General features: G+C 69.8%; 17 protein-coding genes and 1 tRNA gene. 6 read left to right on the plus strand and 12 right to left on the minus strand.

Going from position 1 to position 16,071, the window contains the following annotated elements; all coding sequences use genetic code 11:
• Window positions 1-46: 46 nt before the first annotated feature.
• Genes IW248_RS27210 through IW248_RS27220 form a run of 3 tightly spaced genes read left to right on the plus strand, consistent with a single transcriptional unit; the run spans window position 47 to window position 3,609 of the window.
• On the plus strand, window positions 47-1,045 hold the full coding sequence (locus IW248_RS27210; protein ID WP_196929220.1) for an EamA family transporter: 999 nt from the start codon (window positions 47-49) through the stop codon (window positions 1,043-1,045).
• A 45-nt stretch (window positions 1,046-1,090) separates the two neighbouring features.
• Complete coding sequence (locus IW248_RS27215; RefSeq protein WP_196930383.1) at window positions 1,091-1,834, plus strand: HAD family hydrolase; 744 nt, start codon at window positions 1,091-1,093, stop codon at window positions 1,832-1,834.
• Between the two features lie 56 nt (window positions 1,835-1,890).
• On the plus strand, window positions 1,891-3,609 hold the full coding sequence (locus tag IW248_RS27220; RefSeq protein WP_196929221.1) for a S8 family serine peptidase: 1,719 nt from the start codon (window positions 1,891-1,893) through the stop codon (window positions 3,607-3,609).
• 125 nt (window positions 3,610-3,734) lie between these two features.
• Here IW248_RS27220 and IW248_RS27225 read toward each other — a convergent pair whose 3' ends face one another.
• Both IW248_RS27225 and IW248_RS27230 read right to left on the minus strand, forming a co-directional pair.
• Window positions 3,735-4,844, minus strand: a complete 1,110-nt coding sequence (locus IW248_RS27225; RefSeq protein ID WP_196929222.1) for a hypothetical protein — start codon at window positions 4,842-4,844, stop codon at window positions 3,735-3,737.
• 276 nt (window positions 4,845-5,120) lie between these two features.
• The gene (locus IW248_RS27230; RefSeq protein WP_307788402.1) at window positions 5,121-5,759 is read right to left on the minus strand and encodes an IclR family transcriptional regulator; all 639 of its coding nucleotides are present in this window, start codon (window positions 5,757-5,759) and stop codon (window positions 5,121-5,123) included.
• Window positions 5,760-5,927: 168 nt separating this feature from the next.
• Between IW248_RS27230 and cysS the strand changes: the two genes are divergently transcribed.
• Both cysS and rlmB read left to right on the plus strand, forming a co-directional pair.
• Entirely contained in the window at window positions 5,928-7,343 is a 1,416-nt protein-coding gene (gene cysS, locus IW248_RS27235) for a cysteine--tRNA ligase (protein WP_196929224.1), read from the plus strand.
• The gene (gene rlmB / locus IW248_RS27240) at window positions 7,343-8,476 is read left to right on the plus strand and encodes a 23S rRNA (guanosine(2251)-2'-O)-methyltransferase RlmB (RefSeq protein WP_124818921.1); all 1,134 of its coding nucleotides are present in this window, start codon (window positions 7,343-7,345) and stop codon (window positions 8,474-8,476) included. The genes cysS and rlmB overlap by 1 nt, the downstream gene beginning before the upstream one ends.
• Window positions 8,477-8,612: 136 nt before the next feature.
• Here the strand turns inward: rlmB and IW248_RS27245 are convergent, their stop codons facing one another.
• Window positions 8,613-9,704, minus strand: a complete 1,092-nt coding sequence (locus tag IW248_RS27245) for an ABC transporter ATP-binding protein (RefSeq protein WP_124818919.1) — start codon at window positions 9,702-9,704, stop codon at window positions 8,613-8,615.
• A 339-nt stretch (window positions 9,705-10,043) separates the two neighbouring features.
• Between IW248_RS27245 and IW248_RS27250 the strand changes: the two genes are divergently transcribed.
• Window positions 10,044-10,120, plus strand: a tRNA-Thr gene (locus tag IW248_RS27250).
• A 73-nt stretch (window positions 10,121-10,193) separates the two neighbouring features.
• Here the strand turns inward: IW248_RS27250 and IW248_RS27255 are convergent.
• From IW248_RS27255 to IW248_RS27295, 9 genes are read right to left on the minus strand one after another with little or no spacing between them, the layout of a single operon-like run.
• Window positions 10,194-11,435, minus strand: a complete 1,242-nt coding sequence (locus IW248_RS27255) for a tyrosine-type recombinase/integrase (RefSeq protein WP_196929225.1) — start codon at window positions 11,433-11,435, stop codon at window positions 10,194-10,196.
• Entirely contained in the window at window positions 11,435-11,632 is a 198-nt protein-coding gene (locus IW248_RS27260) for a helix-turn-helix domain-containing protein (protein ID WP_196929226.1), read from the minus strand. The genes IW248_RS27255 and IW248_RS27260 overlap by 1 nt, the downstream gene beginning before the upstream one ends.
• 32 nt (window positions 11,633-11,664) lie before the next feature.
• Window positions 11,665-13,464, minus strand: a complete 1,800-nt coding sequence (locus IW248_RS27265) for a replication initiator (protein ID WP_196929227.1) — start codon at window positions 13,462-13,464, stop codon at window positions 11,665-11,667.
• A complete protein-coding gene (locus tag IW248_RS27270) occupies window positions 13,464-13,730 on the minus strand; it encodes a hypothetical protein (protein ID WP_196929228.1) in 267 nt (88 codons plus the stop codon). The genes IW248_RS27265 and IW248_RS27270 overlap by 1 nt, the downstream gene beginning before the upstream one ends.
• Window positions 13,727-14,443 carry a hypothetical protein gene (locus IW248_RS27275; RefSeq protein ID WP_196929229.1) on the minus strand — a complete coding sequence of 239 codons (717 nt, stop codon included), beginning with the start codon at window positions 14,441-14,443 and terminating at the stop codon, window positions 13,727-13,729. The genes IW248_RS27270 and IW248_RS27275 overlap by 4 nt, the downstream gene beginning before the upstream one ends.
• Complete coding sequence (locus IW248_RS27280) at window positions 14,443-14,853, minus strand: hypothetical protein (protein ID WP_196929230.1); 411 nt, start codon at window positions 14,851-14,853, stop codon at window positions 14,443-14,445. The genes IW248_RS27275 and IW248_RS27280 overlap by 1 nt, the downstream gene beginning before the upstream one ends.
• Window positions 14,850-15,257, minus strand: coding sequence for an RRQRL motif-containing zinc-binding protein (locus tag IW248_RS27285; RefSeq protein WP_196929231.1), 408 nt, complete (start codon window positions 15,255-15,257; stop codon window positions 14,850-14,852). Before IW248_RS27285 ends, IW248_RS27280 begins: the two co-directional genes overlap by 4 nt.
• The gene (locus tag IW248_RS27290; protein ID WP_196929232.1) at window positions 15,254-15,553 is read right to left on the minus strand and encodes a hypothetical protein; all 300 of its coding nucleotides are present in this window, start codon (window positions 15,551-15,553) and stop codon (window positions 15,254-15,256) included. Before IW248_RS27290 ends, IW248_RS27285 begins: the two co-directional genes overlap by 4 nt.
• Window positions 15,550-15,990 (minus strand): DUF6197 family protein, encoded by a 441-nt coding sequence (locus IW248_RS27295; protein ID WP_196929233.1) that lies wholly within the window; start codon window positions 15,988-15,990, stop codon window positions 15,550-15,552. The genes IW248_RS27290 and IW248_RS27295 overlap by 4 nt, the downstream gene beginning before the upstream one ends.
• Between the last annotated feature and the right edge of the window lie 81 nt (window positions 15,991-16,071).

Consider the following 16,071-nt stretch of genomic DNA (forward strand, 5'->3'; position numbering starts at 1 on the left):
AAGGATAGTTTGCTCATGACGCAGTGCCCATCCCGAGGAGCGTGACATGCACTCACGACCTGCTGCCGGCGTCGGGTTGGCGCTGCTCTCCGCAGTCACCTTCGCCACCTCCGGCACCTTCGCGCGATCGCTCATCGAGGCCGGCTGGTCAGCCGAATCCGCGGTGATCGCCCGCGTCGGCGTGGCCGCCCTGGTGCTGGCGATCCCCGCACTGCTGTCGCTGCGCGGCAAATGGCACGTGCTGCGGAGCAACGCCACGGCCATCGGGCTGTTCGGGCTCCTCGGGGTGGCGCTGGCCCAGGTGTGCTTCTTCAATGCCGTGCGCTACCTGCCGGTCGGTGTCGCGCTGCTGCTGGAATACCTGGGCATCATCCTTGTCGTGGTCTGGATGTGGCTGCGGCACGGGCAACCGCCCCGCCGGCTCACCATCGCCGGGTCGGTGGCCGCGCTGGACGGGCTGGCGTTCGTGCTCGACCTCGCCGGCACCGCCGACTTCCACCCGGTGGGCGTGCTCTGGGGACTGGGCGCGGCGTTCGGCCTGGCCGGCTACTTCGTGCTCGCGGGACGGGTCGACCCCCGGTTGCCCTCGGTCGCCATGGCCAGCGGCGGGATGGCCGTCGGCGCCGCCGTGCTGCTCCTCATCGGGCTGACCGGCCTGCTGCCGCTGCACGCGACCTTCGGCGAGGTCACCTTCGCCGGGCAGCCCACCAGTTGGCTGGTGCCCATCGCCGGGCTGTCGCTGGTGGCCGCCGTCATCGCGTACCTCACAGGTATCGCCGGCACCCGGATCCTCGGCCCCCGACTGTCGTCGTTCGTCGGGCTGACGGAGGTGCTCTTCGCGGTGCTGATCGCCTGGCTCTTCCTCAACGAGCTGCCCACCGGCTGGCAGTTGTTCGGCGGCGTGCTGATCGTCGCCGGCGTCGCCCTGGTACGCCTCGACGAACTGCGCGGGTCGCCCTCGACGGCCGCACCGTCGGCCTCGCCCGAGCCCGAACTGGCGCTGGACGGTCGGCGAGGTTTGCCGGTCGGTGATCCCGGTCGGTGAGGTTTGCGGGTCGGTGAGTTCCCGGTCGGTGAGAGAGTGGGTTTCGTGCTGACCACTGTGGTGTTCGACGCCGACGAGACGCTGCTGGACCTGCGTCCGGCGGTCACGGGCGGGCTGGTGGCCGTCCTCGACGAGATGCGGCGACGCACACCGGCGGCGGCCGGGGTGACGCTCGCCGAACTGGAGTCGGACTGGGGCGCGGTCTTCGGCGAGCTGAACGCCGCACCGGTGGTGGAGATCCGGCGAGCCGCACTGGCCCGGTCGCTGGCCCGCGCCGAACTGGTCAACCACCTGGACGAGATCGCGGACCTCTTCTTCGCCCGCCGGTTCGCCCTGACCCGCCCGTTCCCGGACGTACCATCGGCGCTGGCCACGCTGCGCGGTCGGTACACGCTGGGCTTCGCCACCAACGGCAACAGCCGCGCCGAACGGTGCGGGCTCGCCGGTGAGTTCGCCTTCGAGTTGTACGCACACGAGAACGGCCTGCCCAAGAAGCCAGCCCCAGAGTTCTACGGCGCGGTGGTCGCGGCGGCCGGGGTGCCAGCCGGGCAGATCGTGTACGTCGGCGACTCGTGGGAGCACGACGTGGTGGCGCCCCGCCGGGCCGGCCTGCGATCGGTGTGGCTGAACCGGCTCGGCCTGCCTCGCCCCCTCGGCTGCACACCCGACGCCGAAGTTTCCAGCATGGCCGATCTGCCGACCGCGCTGGCGGATCTGGGCGTCGACGCGGTCGGTGTGCGGCTGGAACTGGAGGAATTCAGCACCATAACGGGCGCTCAACTGGCGTAATCCAGATCGTTGTTGTGTGATGGCTGCCACGTCCCTCAACGAGAGGATCCGATGTGGTGAGCAAGCGCTTCACCGCCCGTACGGTCGCGACCGCGGCAGTGCTGGCACTTACGGCTACGGGGTTGGGTGTGCCGGCCAACGCCGTGCCGAGCAACTCCCGCACCTTCACCGTCGTCGCCGAGGACGGCGTCTCCGCCGACACGGCAGTCGCCGCGATTCGGGCAGCTGGCGGCACTGTGGTGTCCCGGTCCGATGAGGTCGGCATGTTCCAGGTCAGCAGCGACCGGGCCGACTTCGCGGCCAGGGCGACCGCCGCGCCGACGCTGATCGGCGCCGCCGAGCAGAAGGCCATCGGCCGCAAGCCGAAGCTGGACCGGGTCGAGCAGGAGCACCTGACGGCCGCCGCCGGTGCTCGTGCCGCCGCCGGTGCTGCTGCCAAGAAGGGCGCCAAGCTCGACCCGCTCGATGACAAGCTGTGGGGCCTGGAGATGATCCGGGCCGACAAGGCCCGCAAGATCGAGCCGGGCGATCGTCGGGTGACCGTCGGCGTGCTGGACACCGGCGTCGACGCCAGCAACCCGGACATCGCGCCGAACTTCAACTGGTCGCTGTCGCGCAACTTCGCGCCCGACCTGACCGACGTGGACGGCCCCTGCGAGGTGCCGAGCTGCCTCGACCCGGTCGGCACCGACGACGGCGGGCACGGCACCCACGTGGCCGGCACCATCGGCGCCGCGGCCAACGGCCTCGGCCTCTCCGGTGTCGCCCCGAACGTCTCGCTGGTCGAGCTCAAGGGCGGCCAGGACTCCGGCTACTTCTTCCTCGACCCGGTCGTCAACGCCCTGGTCTACGCCGGCCGGTCCGGGATCGACGTGGTCAACATGTCGTTCTACGTCGACCCGTGGCTCTACAACTGCACAGCCAACCCGGCCGACTCGCCCGAGGACCAGGCCGAGCAGCGGGCCATCATCAAGGCGATGAAGCGGGCGCTGATCTTCGCGCACAACAAGGGCGTGACCCTCGTCGGCGCGCTCGGCAACAACAACGAGGACCTCGGCGCACCGCGCACCGACACCACGAGCCCCGACTACGGCGCCGACCCGTACGACCGGCCGATCGACAACGAGAGCTGCTGGGACCTGCCCACCGAGGGCCCGCACGTGATCGGGGTGTCGTCGGTCGGTCCGTCCGGCAAGAAGTCGGACTTCTCCAACTACGGCACCGAGCAGATCTCGATCGCCGCGCCGGGTGGTTGGTTCCGGGACGGCTTCGGCACCGACACCCACCGGACCCCGGCCAACATGATCCTCTCCACGTACCCGCTGAAGGTGCTGCAGGAGGAGCCGATCTCGGCGACCATCCCGGACCCCCGGGTGGACGCGGACGGCAACATCGACCCCCGGATCGCCAGCGAGGTCTTCAAACAGTGCAAGGCCAATGGTGAGTGCGGCTACTACACCTACCTCCAGGGCACCTCGATGGCGTCCCCGCACGCCGCCGGCGTCGCCGCGCTGATCGTCAGCCGGTATGGCAAGGCGCAGGGTCGGACCGGCTTCGGGATGTCGCCGGACCAGGTCGAGCAGCACCTCTACCGTACGGCCGCCGAGCACGCCTGCCCGGAGCCGCGTCTCCAGCAGTACCGCAACGAGGGCCGGGACGAGACCTATGACGCGTACTGCGCCGGTGGAGTCAACTTCAACGGCTTCTACGGCTACGGGATCGTCGACGCCTACGCGGCGGTGAAGACCCCGCTCAAGCCGAACGCCCGCCCGTAGCGCACATCGCACTGCGGAGGTGGCCCAACCGCCACCACCCTCCGGGGCCCGGTCGACGCTCGTCGACCGGGCCCTGCGCTCGTCCGGGCCTGCTGCTCCGGGCCGCCACCCCGCGCCGCTCATGATCATGTGAAAGACCCCCGTCGCCAGCCGCGGCTGACCAGCGCGTCGCGCACCTCGCGAAACACCGCCGGAAACTCGCCGTGCAGCCGTTGGCTGGTCACGTGCAGGACCAGCCAACCCGCGGCGACCAGCTGATTCAGCCGACGGCGGTCGCGGTGCAGCTGCTCCGCGTCGGAGTGCCACTTCCCGTCGTACTCCACCGCCACCCGATATTGCGGCCAGGCCAGATCGGGGTGCAGAACAACGCCGATCGGCAGGCGTACCGGATGTTGAACCGCTGGGCGCGGCAGCCCACCCAGTACCAACCGCACGCGTAGCTGTGACTCCGGTGGAGACTCAGCTCTGTCGTCGGCCAGGTCGAAGACCCAGCGCGCTCGTCGCCCACCGGGCCGGTCAGCATTGCGGGCAGCCATGGCGGCCAGGGTGTCGCTATCGGTCAGCCCCTGCCCGAGCAGCGAGTCGACGATGGCGACCGCCCGGACCGGGTCGAGCCAGACGGCCGTCTCCCAGGCGGCCCGCCCGGGATCGGACCGGGGGATCGGAAGCTCCGGCTCCCGGGACTTCAGCGGGCTGGCCGCCGCCCACCCGTCGCCCCGGCTGGCCGCCACCATGCCCCCTGCTCCGACGGACACGGCGGCCGGGCGGGACAGTTGCCGTGCTGGGCGTGGTGACATACCGCCGGCGGGTGGGCGCCCTGCTCCCGTAGGTCGGGCCGCATCACGTGGACGTCCAGCGCTCGACGGACGCCCGGCATCCGGCATTGGGGCGATGGCATTGACGTGTACGCGGAGGCCGCGCTGTGGGCCGATCCGCAGCGATCGGGGCACGAGGACGTGCACATCGTCGGTGAAGCTCGCGGCGTGTTGGACGCCGTGCAGGTAGGCGGCCGACGGGCCGCCGACCACCACTCCGGGCGGTAGCCGGAGGAGGGCGGCGCGACACGCGAGGGCGTGGTCGCGGTCCAGTCGTGAATCGGCGTAGATGTCGTGGCGCAACCGCACCCAGGCGGAGTTGCGCAGCTGATGTTCGGTGAGCAGGCCGTCCCGGACAGCGTCGGAGCCACGGAAGACCTGCCAGGCCAGGGCATCGGGGCGATGCGGACGTGGTGGCATGCTGAGCAGCCTGCCGACCACCGATCGGCCACCGAAACCCCTGTGGACAACCCGGCCCGCGCGTGCCGCCACACCTGTGGACAACCACGAATCCGCCTGCTGATCTTGCTATGCGCCGGCCGGATCGACAGGGCATTCGGGCTGCCGCCGAGCGGTGATCCACTCGCGTTCCTGAAAAGCCGGGCGGTTGTTGGCCTTGGGATACCGCGACTTCCGTAAAGCCGAGTTGATCAAGCCGCCCGGGCGCGCGACGGCGAGGTGGGGCGTGGGGCCGGGTCAGCTGAGGGCGGCGGTGATGGCTCGGGCGGCGGCCAGCACGTGGGGGCCGATCGTGTCGACGTCCAGCGGGGCGAGCGCGACCACGCCGACGCTGGCCTCCAAGCCTGGTACGTCGAGCACCGGTGCTGCCAACCCGTACGCCCCGGCCTGCAACTCTCCGCTGCTACTCACCGGCTCTGCCACCCCGGCTCGACCGGCCAGGATCGCCCGGCCCGCCGCTCCCCGGTCCAGTGGGTGTCGTGCCCCGGCCCGGTACGCGACGTGGAACGACGTCGAGCTCGGCTCGACCACGGCCAAGGCGACGCCCTCGCCACCTTCGACCACGGTCAGATGTGCTGTCGCGCCGGCCTGCTCGGCGAGGCGGCGTAGCGCGGGCAGCGCACCCTCGGCGAGCAGCGGCTGGGCCCGTCGGGCCAGGTGCAGCAACCCAGCCCCGAGGCGCAACCGACCGTCTCCGTCGCGGCGCAGCATGCCGTGCCCGGTCAGCGCACTGACCAGCCGGTAGACGGCGGCCCGGCCGATGCCGAGCCGATTCGCGGCCTCGGTGACGGTCAGGCCGCCAGGGGCGTCGGCGACCAGGTGCAGCAGCCGCAAACCCCGGTCCAGCGTCTGCGATGTCTCCCCGGCGCGCCCCACGCCAGGGTCGGCCGAACCGGAGACCGGCCCGGAGGTCGGGTCGGCGGGGGCGGTGGGGTTGGCTGGCGTGTCACCGGAGCCACCGGAGCGTGCGGTCGCATCCACGCCTGGCAGCGTACGACCCGGCACCGGCGGACCCGGACAGGCACGGACAGCTACCCTTGTACGGTGACGCTACGCCTGTATGACACTGCCACCCGATCGGTGCGGGACTTCGTCCCGCGGGAAGCCGGCAAGGTGGGGGTCTACCTGTGTGGTCTCACCCTCCAGGCCCCGCCGCACATCGGTCATCTTCGCTCCGGCGTCAACTATGACGTCCTGCGTCGTTGGCTGTTGGCCGCCGGCTACGAGGTCACCTTCATTCGCAATCTGACCGACATCGACGACAAGATCCTGGTCAAGGCGGGCGAGCAGGGTCGTCCGTTCTGGTCGATCGCGTACGCCAACGAGTTGCTGCTCGCCCAGTCGTACCGGTCGTTGAACGTGTTGGCACCCACCTATGAGCCGCGCGCCACTGGGCACATCCCCGAGATGCATGAGCTGATCACGAAGTTGATCGCCGATGGGCACGCGTACCCGGCGAGTGACGGCTCGGGCGACGTCTACTTCGACGTGGCGTCCTGGCCGGCGTACGGGTCGCTGTCGGGTCAGTCGCCGGACGCCATGCAGTCCGCCGGGGACGCCCCGGATCGGGGCAAGCGGGATCCGCGCGACTTCGCGCTCTGGAAGGGTGCCAAACCGGACGAGCCGGCGGACGCCTACTGGCCCTCACCGTGGGGGCTGGGCCGTCCGGGCTGGCACATCGAGTGCTCGGCGATGTGCTGGCGATATCTCGGCCCGGAGTTCGACATTCACGGCGGTGGCCTGGATCTGACGTTCCCGCACCACGAGAACGAGATCGCCCAGTCCAAGGCGGCCGGGTTGCCGTTCGCCCGCTACTGGGTGCACCACGGGTTGTTGAGCATCGGCGGGGCCAAGATGGGCAAGTCCGCCGGCAACGCGCTGGACCTGGCGTACGTGGATTCGCTCGGTGTGCGGCCGGTGGAGCTGCGCTACTACTACGCCGCCGCGCACTACCGCTCGCTGATCGACTACTCGGAGGATTCGCTGCGCGACGCGGCCACCGCGTACCGGCGGATCGAGGGTTTCGTGCAGCGGGCCGTCGAGCGGGTCGGCGCCGGGCAGCTCGGTGAGCTGCCCGCTGGCTTCGTCGCGGCGATGAACGACGACCTCAACACGTCCGCCGCGCTGGCTGTGCTGCAACAGCACATTCGGGACGGCAACACCGCGCTGAGCGTCGGCGACGATGTGACCGTCCGCACCACGCTGGCCGTGGTGCGGGCAATGCTGGATATTCTCGGGGTCGACCCCCTCGACCCGGCCTGGACCGGTGGCGGCGGATCGGACGATCTTCGTGCCGTGGTTGACTCCCTGATCGCGCTGGCCCTGGAGCAGCGTGCGCAGGCGCGTGGCCGCAAGGACTGGGCCGCCGCGGACGCGGTGCGTGACCAGCTCAAGCTGGCCGGCGTGGTGGTCGAGGACACCCCCCAGGGCCCCCGTTGGACTATTGGAGAGCAGGACTGATGGCCGGCAACTCGCAGCGCCGTGGCCGGCGACTGACGTCGAAGGCAAGCGCCCCCAAGGGCACCGGCGGCAAGAACAAGGACTCGTTGGCCGGGCGGGGCCGCACCCTGCCCGCGGACGAGCGGCCGTGGCACAAGGGTTACTCGGGCACCGAGAAGCTGCCCCAGCGCACCGCCTGGAAGCAGGACAAGGAGCGCCGCGCGGCGGCCGAGGAGGGGCGCGCCCCCAAGATCGGTCAGCCGGGCAGCAAGGACACCACCTGGGGTCGGGGCGGCGGTCGGGGCGTACCGGTCGGTCGGGGTGCTGCCACTGGCGGACGGGGCGGCAAGCCCACCGGGCGGTCCGGTCCGCGGGTCACGCCGGGGCGCAAGTCCAACCCCTCGAAGGACACTCCGGAGCTGCTGGTCGGGCGTAACCCGGTGCTGGAGGCGTTGCGCGCCAACGTGCCGGCGACGGCGCTCTACACCGCCCAGGGCATCGACATGGACGACCGGATCAACGAGATCATCCGGACCGCCGCCGACCGGGGCATCGCCAACCTGGAGATCAGCCGCGCCGAGTTGGACCGGATGACCGGCGGGGTGCTGCACCAGGGTGTCGGCTTGCAGGTGCCGCCCTTCGCGTACCAGCCGTTCGAGGACATGGTCGCCGCTGCCCTGGAGCAGCAGGCTCCGCTGCTGGTCGCACTGGACGGTGTCACCGACCCGCGCAACCTGGGTGCCGTCATCCGGTCGGCTGCCGCGTTCGGCGCGCAGGGTGTCTTCGTACCCGAGCGTCGTGCCGCCGGGATCACCGCGACCGCCTGGCGGACCAGTGCCGGCGCGGCCGCGCGGGTGCCCGTGGCGCAGGTGACCAACCTGACCCGGTCGCTGAAGGCGTGCCGGGACGCCGGCTTCATGGTCGTCGGCCTGGATGCCGACGGCGACACCGACCTCTACAACCTGGAGGCCGCGGTCGGTCCGCTGGTGGTGGTGGTCGGTTCCGAGGGGCGTGGTCTTTCCCGCCTGGTCGGGGAGACCTGCGACCTGACCGTCAGCATTCCGATGATCTCCGAGGTCGAGTCGCTCAACGCCAGCGTGGCCGCGGCGGTCGCCCTGGCCGAGGTCGCCCGTCGGCGCTCCGTCGAGCTGTAGCACGTCGACGAAGGCCCCCTCCCGCCGAGCGCGGGAGGGGACCTTCGTGGTGAGCTCTGCCGGGTCAAGAGCCGCTTCGGTACGACGGAAGGGGCGGCCCGCCGAAGCGGACCGCCCCTTTCGGTACGGCGTTACGTCAGATCCGGCCACCGGTGGAGGCGTGGAAGACGTGGCTGCGACCGGCGACCGGCTTGACGAACACGGTGTCACCCATGTTCGGCATGTTGCGCCGGTCGGTGCGGACGACGAAGCGCTCCGAGTTGCCACCCAGCGCGGCGTGGCCGTAGACGTTGGCGTCCGAGCCGAGGTCCTCGACCAGCTCGACCACGACCGGCATGCCGCCCTCGGTCGGGCTGACCAGCTCGCAGTCCTCCGGGCGGAAGCCCACGGTGACCTTGCCGTCGCCACCCTCGGCGCGGGCCGCCTCGACCTGCTCCCGGGTCAGCGGGATGTGCAGCTCGGCGAACTCGGCGCCCCGCTCGTTCAGCGGAACGGTCTTGATGTTCATGGCGGGAGAGCCCATGAAACCGGCGACGAACACGTTGGCCGGGGTGTCGTAGAGCGCCCGCGGGGTGTCCACCTGCTGAAGGACACCGTCGAGCAGCACCGCGACCCGGTGACCCATGGTCATGGCCTCGACCTGGTCGTGCGTGACGTAGACCGTGGTGACGCCCAGCTTGGCCTGCAGGGACGCGATCTGGGTACGGGTCTGCACACGGAGCTTGGCGTCGAGGTTCGACAGCGGCTCGTCCATGAGGAAGACCTGCGGCTCGCGGACGATCGCCCGGCCCATCGCGACACGCTGACGCTGACCACCGGAGAGCGCCTTCGGCTTACGGCCGAGGTACTCCTCCAGCTGGAGCAGCGCGGCTGCCTCCTTGACCCGCCGGTCGATCTCCGACTTGGAGGTCTTGCGCAGCTTGAGGGCGAACGCCATGTTCTCGTACACCGTCATGTGCGGGTAGAGCGCGTAGTTCTGGAAGACCATCGCGATGTCGCGGGCCTTCGGGGGAAGGTGGGTGACGTCACGCTGGTCGATGTAGATCGAACCGGCGTCCACGTCCTCCAGGCCGGCGAGCATCCGCAGGCTGGTGGACTTACCGCAACCGGAGGGGCCGACCAGGACGAGGAACTCGCCGTCGCCGATCTCGAGGTTGAGCTCGTTGACGGCGGGACGCTCTTGGCCGGGGTAGACCCGGGACGCCTTGGAATAGGTGACCGTAGCCATGGTGAAGCGCTTCCTTTCACCGGCAGGAACGTGCCGGACGATCCGAGTGAAGGAGCAACCGGCACGAGTCCGTGCCGGTCAGCGGACGGCGGCCCGGCCGCGGGGGCCCGGTCGTCCGTCCGTGTGAGTGAACCGTAAACGCGTTTACCCGTGCTGCCAAGGCGGGGGGCCGCCCAGCCCACCAGGCGGGCTACGCATTCCGGTCACTTAGGCACGGTCAGACATCAATCGACGCCACGTCTGATGGCCGCGCGTCGGGTTGTTGACGATTCCCGTGGTCGGGAGGCATCTCGATCGGGATAACCGGACGTCAGTCGCTATGCTGACCTCGACGCACGCGCCCCTGTAGCTCAGCTGGCCAGAGCACTCGCCTTGTAAGCGAGATGTCGCCGGTTCGATCCCGGCCGGGGGCTCCAATTCCATCAGGCATTTCCCGATGGGCACTGCCACGAGTCGACCGGTTGACAGCAACGCTGACAGCAACGGCACTCACGAGAGCTTCCCGTCGAGCTTGCCGAGAGCCTGACGCATCGCGTCGAGGTTGGCGTGAGCGTAGACCTTGAGCGTGATCTTCACGTCGGCGTGCCGAGCGATGGCCTGAACGACGTGCGGCGGTACGCCTAACTCCATCAGCAGCGATACGACGGTGTGCCGCAGGTCGTGTAGGCGGACACCAGGTAGACCGGCGGTTTCCCGGAGCCGGGCGAAGGAGCGGCTAAGGTTGGTGGGCTCCATCGGAGTGCCCCGCTCCGAGGGAAACACGAGATCGTGGTCTTCCCACACCTCGGCGAGGGCGGCTCGCTCTGCCTGCTGCCGTTCCTGGTGTTCGAGAAGAGTGAGCCAGGTGACCTCGGGCAGGGGCAACACCGCCTCCGAATCTTCGGTCTTGGCGTCCTGGACGTGGAGCTGCCCGGCAACCCGCTGGACGGTCTGCTGCACCCGTAGCGTGCCCTCGTCCAGGTCGAGATCCGACCACCGGAGGCCGACCAACTCACCTCGACGCAGACCCATGGTCGCCGCTACGACATAGAGCGCGTGGAGCCGGTGACCGGCTGCGGCGGCCAGGATCTTTCGTACCTGATCGACGGAGAGCCCTTTGCCGACCTTGTAGCGAGGCGACGGGATACGAACCAGCTTGGCGACGTTGCGCGAGACCAGCTCTTCCCGCATGGCGTGCTGTAGCGCGTTGCGGAGCACCGCGTGCACGAACTGGATCTGACGGGCGCTGGGATAGTGCTGACAGCAGCGACCGACAGAGCAGCAGCGGCGTTCAGCCGGTCGAATCTTGTCCAAGCCGTTGGTGCAGCAGAGGCACTTACGGCGGAACTCGTCCATGAACGCCTTGACGTGCTGGACCTGCAACCCGTCGAGACGCTTAGTGCCGAGTGCCGGAACGAGGTGCAGCCGTACCGCGCTTTCGTAACCCCGGGCGGTGGTGGGCTTGAGGTCGCTGACGTAGGCGGCCAGCCAGTACGGCAGATAGTCGGCCAGCTTCCAGGCCCGGTCGGGAACCGGGATGCCCCGCTGCGAGCGGGATTTCAGGTCGACGAGCTTGGTGTGAGCTTCTTCCCAGGTCGCGCCGTAGACGAACTTGCGCTTACGGGTGCCCTCGGTGGTAAGTACGTATGCCTGCCCGACCCAGCGACCGTCGCTGGACCGCTGATAGATCGAGCCTTCGCCGTTGGGATTGCGACGAGCGGCGGACTGGCGTTGCTTGGGCTCTTTGGGCATCAGGCAGCTTCTTCCGTGAGCGTGGTGATGACTTCGTCGATGGCGGCGGCGGGGATCAGCCGGCGGCTTCCGACCTTGAAGGAGCGGAGGCGACCGGAACGGATCAGGTCGTAGACGAGCGAGCGACCGATGCCGAGCGCTCGGGCGGCTTCCTCCACGCGCAGCACGCGAGGAGTGATCGAAGTGGGGGCGTCCATCGGTTGGCCTTCCTCGTGCGGCGCGGCGGGGGTCAAGCGGCGGCCGGCGCGGTGCCGGCCGGGGTGGTGGCGAGTTCGTGGGCGAGTTCTTCGCGGCCGGTGGTTCGTCGTTCGCGGGCGAGGGCGGCGGCGGTGTTGGCGAGGAGTGCGTCTCCGGTGGTGTGCCAGCCGACGCCGGCGAAGGTGAGGGTGCCGACGATGAGCGTCGTGTCGTCGTCGAGGTGGTCGACGGTCCGGAGGGTGCCGGGTTGCTCGTCGGCCTGGTCCTGGTGCTCGTGGCGTCGGAAGGTGACGCGGGTCTCGCGCAGGAGTTGGAAGGTGACGGAGTAGCGGCGGGCTTTGGTGAGGAAGTGGCCGCCGAAGCCGAGCATGTGCGCCCAGCGCCGCAGCCGGGCGTAAGGGTTGCCGGTCGCTGGTTTCGTCGGTTCGGTGTCAAGGGTGGCTTGACGGTGGGCGACGCAGACGGGGCAGGCGGCGTAGCGGGTGTGGGTGCCGCAGTCGGGGCACTCCCAGCGCTTCACGAAGCCAGGTACGGGCCGGTGGTCCCGGGGCCGTTCCGAGAGCGGCACGGATGTGCCGGTGGGTCGGCCGGTGTGCCAGCAGGCGTCGATGAGGCGGGCGGTGTGGTCGCCATCGGGGTCGGCGTAGTCGCCGATGCTGTCGGCGTCGAGCCTGACGGAGCGGTGCCCGGTTACCTCGGTGCTTTTGGTGGCGTACTTGGCAAGGTAGCCCGCGACCATGCTGTCAGTGACCTCACCGTCTCCGGTGAGGCTGATGGGTCGGATGTCGAGGCCCTTGCCCGGGTCACCCCACGCGATCGACCAGCCGGCGGGCTGATCGGGATGACTCGGGGTGGTGAAGGCGACCTGTTCGACGGCGGCCCGGATCGCGTCGTCCAGGTCCGCGACGGTGAACCCGGCCGGTGGTGGAATGACGGCGGTCGAGTCGTCGGGGTGGACGCCGTCGAGGCGCACCAGGGCGTGGAAGTGCACTGCCCCGCGTGCCTGGAACTCGGCCACTTTCCCGTGTGACAGCCGGACCGGTGGGACTTTGCGGATGTTGCCGGAGGCGGTGACGACGTGGACGCGGGGGATTCCCCGGCGGCGGGCGAGTTTGGCGAGCCATCGTTCCGCGGCTTGCTTGGTGCGGTGCCACAGTTCGCCGGAGAAGAGGTTCCACACGACTTGGTGGCTGTGGTCGTAGCAGTCCAGGCACAACGGCTGCCCGAGCACCTGGTCCCCGGCCTCGTGGCGTGCCCAGCAGACGGCCGGTCGGCCGTGCTCGCAGAGTCCAGTGTCGCGGCGGGCGTGGCACGGGTCGGCCCGGCAGTCGCAACGTTTGCGGTTGCCGCAGGTGTGCCGCTTGACCGCCCGGGTGTGCACGGTCCCGAAGGACGGGGCGGTGAACGTGGCGAACACCGCCGGATGCTGGGTGACCGTGTCGGGGACGCCTTTGCCGCCGATAAGGCCGGCGCGTAGAAGTTGGTAGGCGTCGCGTTGGTAGGTGTGGGCGCAGGCGGGGCAGACGGTGGCGCGTCGGTTGCCGCACGCGGTGTAGATCGCCGCATCCGGCAGGGCGTCGGTGTGCCGCTGGTCCAGAACGCGGCCGGTGCCCTGCTCGACGGTGAGGAGTTGCCCGGCGAGTCGGATCGGGCGGGTGCAGCCGGCGGCGGCCCGGACGTGCTCCAGCCAGCCGAAGTAATCCGGCTTAGTGGCGCGGGTGAACGCGGAGCCTTCGGCGGTGTAGTCGTAGACGGGGGTGATGGTGCCGGCGTTCGAGCCCACACCCCGGGCCAAGGCGGATCGGGGTGTGAGGTCCAGCGTCGAGGCCATCAGCCGCGTACCTCGGTGAGGTGGCGGGTGGTGATGGTGCGTTCGGTGACGATGACCCGGCAGGCGCCACACTGGCGCTTCGTGGGTTCGTGCCTGCGGCACGGAATCAGGGCGGTCGTGTCACCGCAGCGGACGGTGACCGGTGCCCGGCAGGGACCACCGGGGATGACGTCGACCAGGGTTCGGCGGATGTCGAACGGGTGCGCGTCGGGAAAGGCTGGGCAGGTGTGGGTGACCTGCTCGATGTCGACCAGGTGAATGGTCATCGGGCACCCCGTGGGATGGTGGCGAGGAGCTTCCCGGCGACGGCCGGGCTGATGTCGAGCCGGTCGGCCAGCTCGGCCGGGGTGATGGGTGCTCCGGTGGCCTGTTCGTGCTGCACGGCAGCGAAACGGGCAGTGGGCAGCAGGTAGGTGGGGACGTCGACCGGCTCCGAGGCCGGTGCGGTGACAGGTTCCGGCTCGGCGGCCGGGGCTGGGGTGATGGCGGCTGGTGGTGCCGGCTCGGTGGTGACCTGCTCGGCTACCTGAACGCGGATCGGTTGCGACGGCTCAGTGGCCGGTGGCATGGGCTGCGGGACCGGTGCCGGGGCGAGGACGAGTTTGACCAGGGCCATGAACGCCAGTGCGGGAACAGCCGACAGGAGCCACCCGGACGGGCCGGGCTTGGCAACGGCCAACTGTGCGGCGAGGGAGAGGCCGGCGGCGGCGATGAGCAGGACCATCGGGTAGCCGATGGGTGCGCCAACCCGGCGGCGTCGGCGGATGGTGAGTAGGGCGGCGATGGGGACGAGTTCGGAGATGACGGCGTTGGCCCAGCCGAACCAGCCCGGTGTGTTGGCGGGGCTGTTGGCCATGGTCCAGTCGTGAACGTGGGTGAAGGACGCGGCCCCGGCGGAGCCGCCGACGACGATGAGGATGAGGACCAGGACCAGGCCCTCCAAGCGGGTGCCGGCGCTGGCCGGAGTGGTCGCGGGCATCACTCGCTCCGCTCGATGGTGTCGTTGTCCGACAGGTGGAAAGCGGTCGGGCGACATGCGGGACAGGGCTTGGTGATATCGAGGTAGGCATCAAGCCCTGGGGAGTCGTCGAAGCCGCCGTGCTGCGCCTCGTAGGTGAGGTCCACCCGGACGTCGATGGTGCCGGCGTTGTGGCAGAGAGGGCAGGGACCGTCGCTGGGTGCCAGGCAGCGTGTTGTGGTCTTGTGGCCGTCCTGTCGGAGCGTGACGTAGATGGTGACGGTGGCGCTGGTCAGCGGGTCGGTGAAGGTCACGAAGTCGTCGGTGAGGGTCGGTCGCCAATTCGGGACCGGGTGCAGGCAGTAGACGCTCCCGCCTGTCAGCGGTGACAGGACGAAGATCGAGGCACCGGTGTCGAAGGGGTCGGTCATGACAGACCTCCGTGGCAGTCAAGGCAGCAGCCGTAGCGGCGGGGGATGTAGTAGGGCTTCACCTGGCCGCAGTGCCGGCAGGTCCGGCGAGCGAGCAGCGCTTTGGCGATGGCCTCCCGCTGGGCGGGGGTGGCGGTGCGCTTCGCTTTGGCGAGGTCGGTGCGGTAGAGGTAGGCGACCCGGCGGTTGGTGCGGTGTCGCCAATAGATCTGGGCGACCGGGTCGTGTCCTCCGGGGCGGAGGCCGGCGGCGCGGAGTTGCCGCAGGGTGGCCAGGCCGGTGGGGGCGCAGTGGTAGGGGAAGGTGGGGAACCCGTAGCGGGTGCCGAGCGGGTCGTAGAATTCGACCCGGATGCTGGTGCGCTCGGCCAGGTTGTCGAGGTCGACGCTGCGTAGGTCGGTCATGGCTTGTCACCGGCCCAGCGCTGTTGGGCGGCTTGGCGGGTGATGCCGAGGCGGGAGCCGATTTCGGCCCAGGAGTAGCCGAAGGCCCGCAGGCCGATCACGGCTTCCCCGATGGCGTCGTCGATGACGGATGACAGGGCGATGAGGTCGCGGAGGGCTTCGACGTCTCCGGTGGCGACGCGGCGGCCGTGGGCGCGGATGATGCGCCGTGCGAACGAGGCGAAGGCGTCGTTCTCGACGACGTCCCGACGCCGTTGGCGCGGAACGGATGTCAAGGGCTTCTTGACGGTGTTCATCGGATCTCACCTCCGGTGGTGCGGAGGGAGTCCCATTCGGTGGCAGCCGCTTGGAGGGCGGTGATGACCTGCTCGGCGGTGCGGGCGGGGTCGTCGTTCCAGGAGTAGGGGGAGTCCCACTCGTCGAGGAGGTAGCCGTCTTCGTCGATGTGGAAGATCGGGGCGGTGGTGTCGAGGTAGTCGACGAACACGCCGAGGGTGGCGAGGTAGTCGGCGAGGGCGTCGGGGTCGAGCTGGGAGAAGTGCTCGACGGTGTGTCCGGCGCAGGCGATGCCGATGGCCCCGGCGGCGCAGGCCGGCGGGGTGAGGGTGTCGGTGTTGTGGGCGTAGTAGGTGCCCTGGTGCCAGCCGTGCCGGCGGAGGTAGAGGGCAGCCATCCGCAGCAGGTCAGCAGGTGTCACCTGGATCTGTGTGGGTGGGTTTTGGGTAGCCTTCATGGCAACCACGTCCTTTCGAGGTTGTTGGTGGAGGTCGGCAGGACCAGCGGTTGCTGCCAGGCGTTGACTGGTCCTGTCGGC

This window comes from Micromonospora ureilytica (assembly GCF_015751765.1).
Classification (GTDB): domain Bacteria; phylum Actinomycetota; class Actinomycetes; order Mycobacteriales; family Micromonosporaceae; genus Micromonospora; species Micromonospora ureilytica.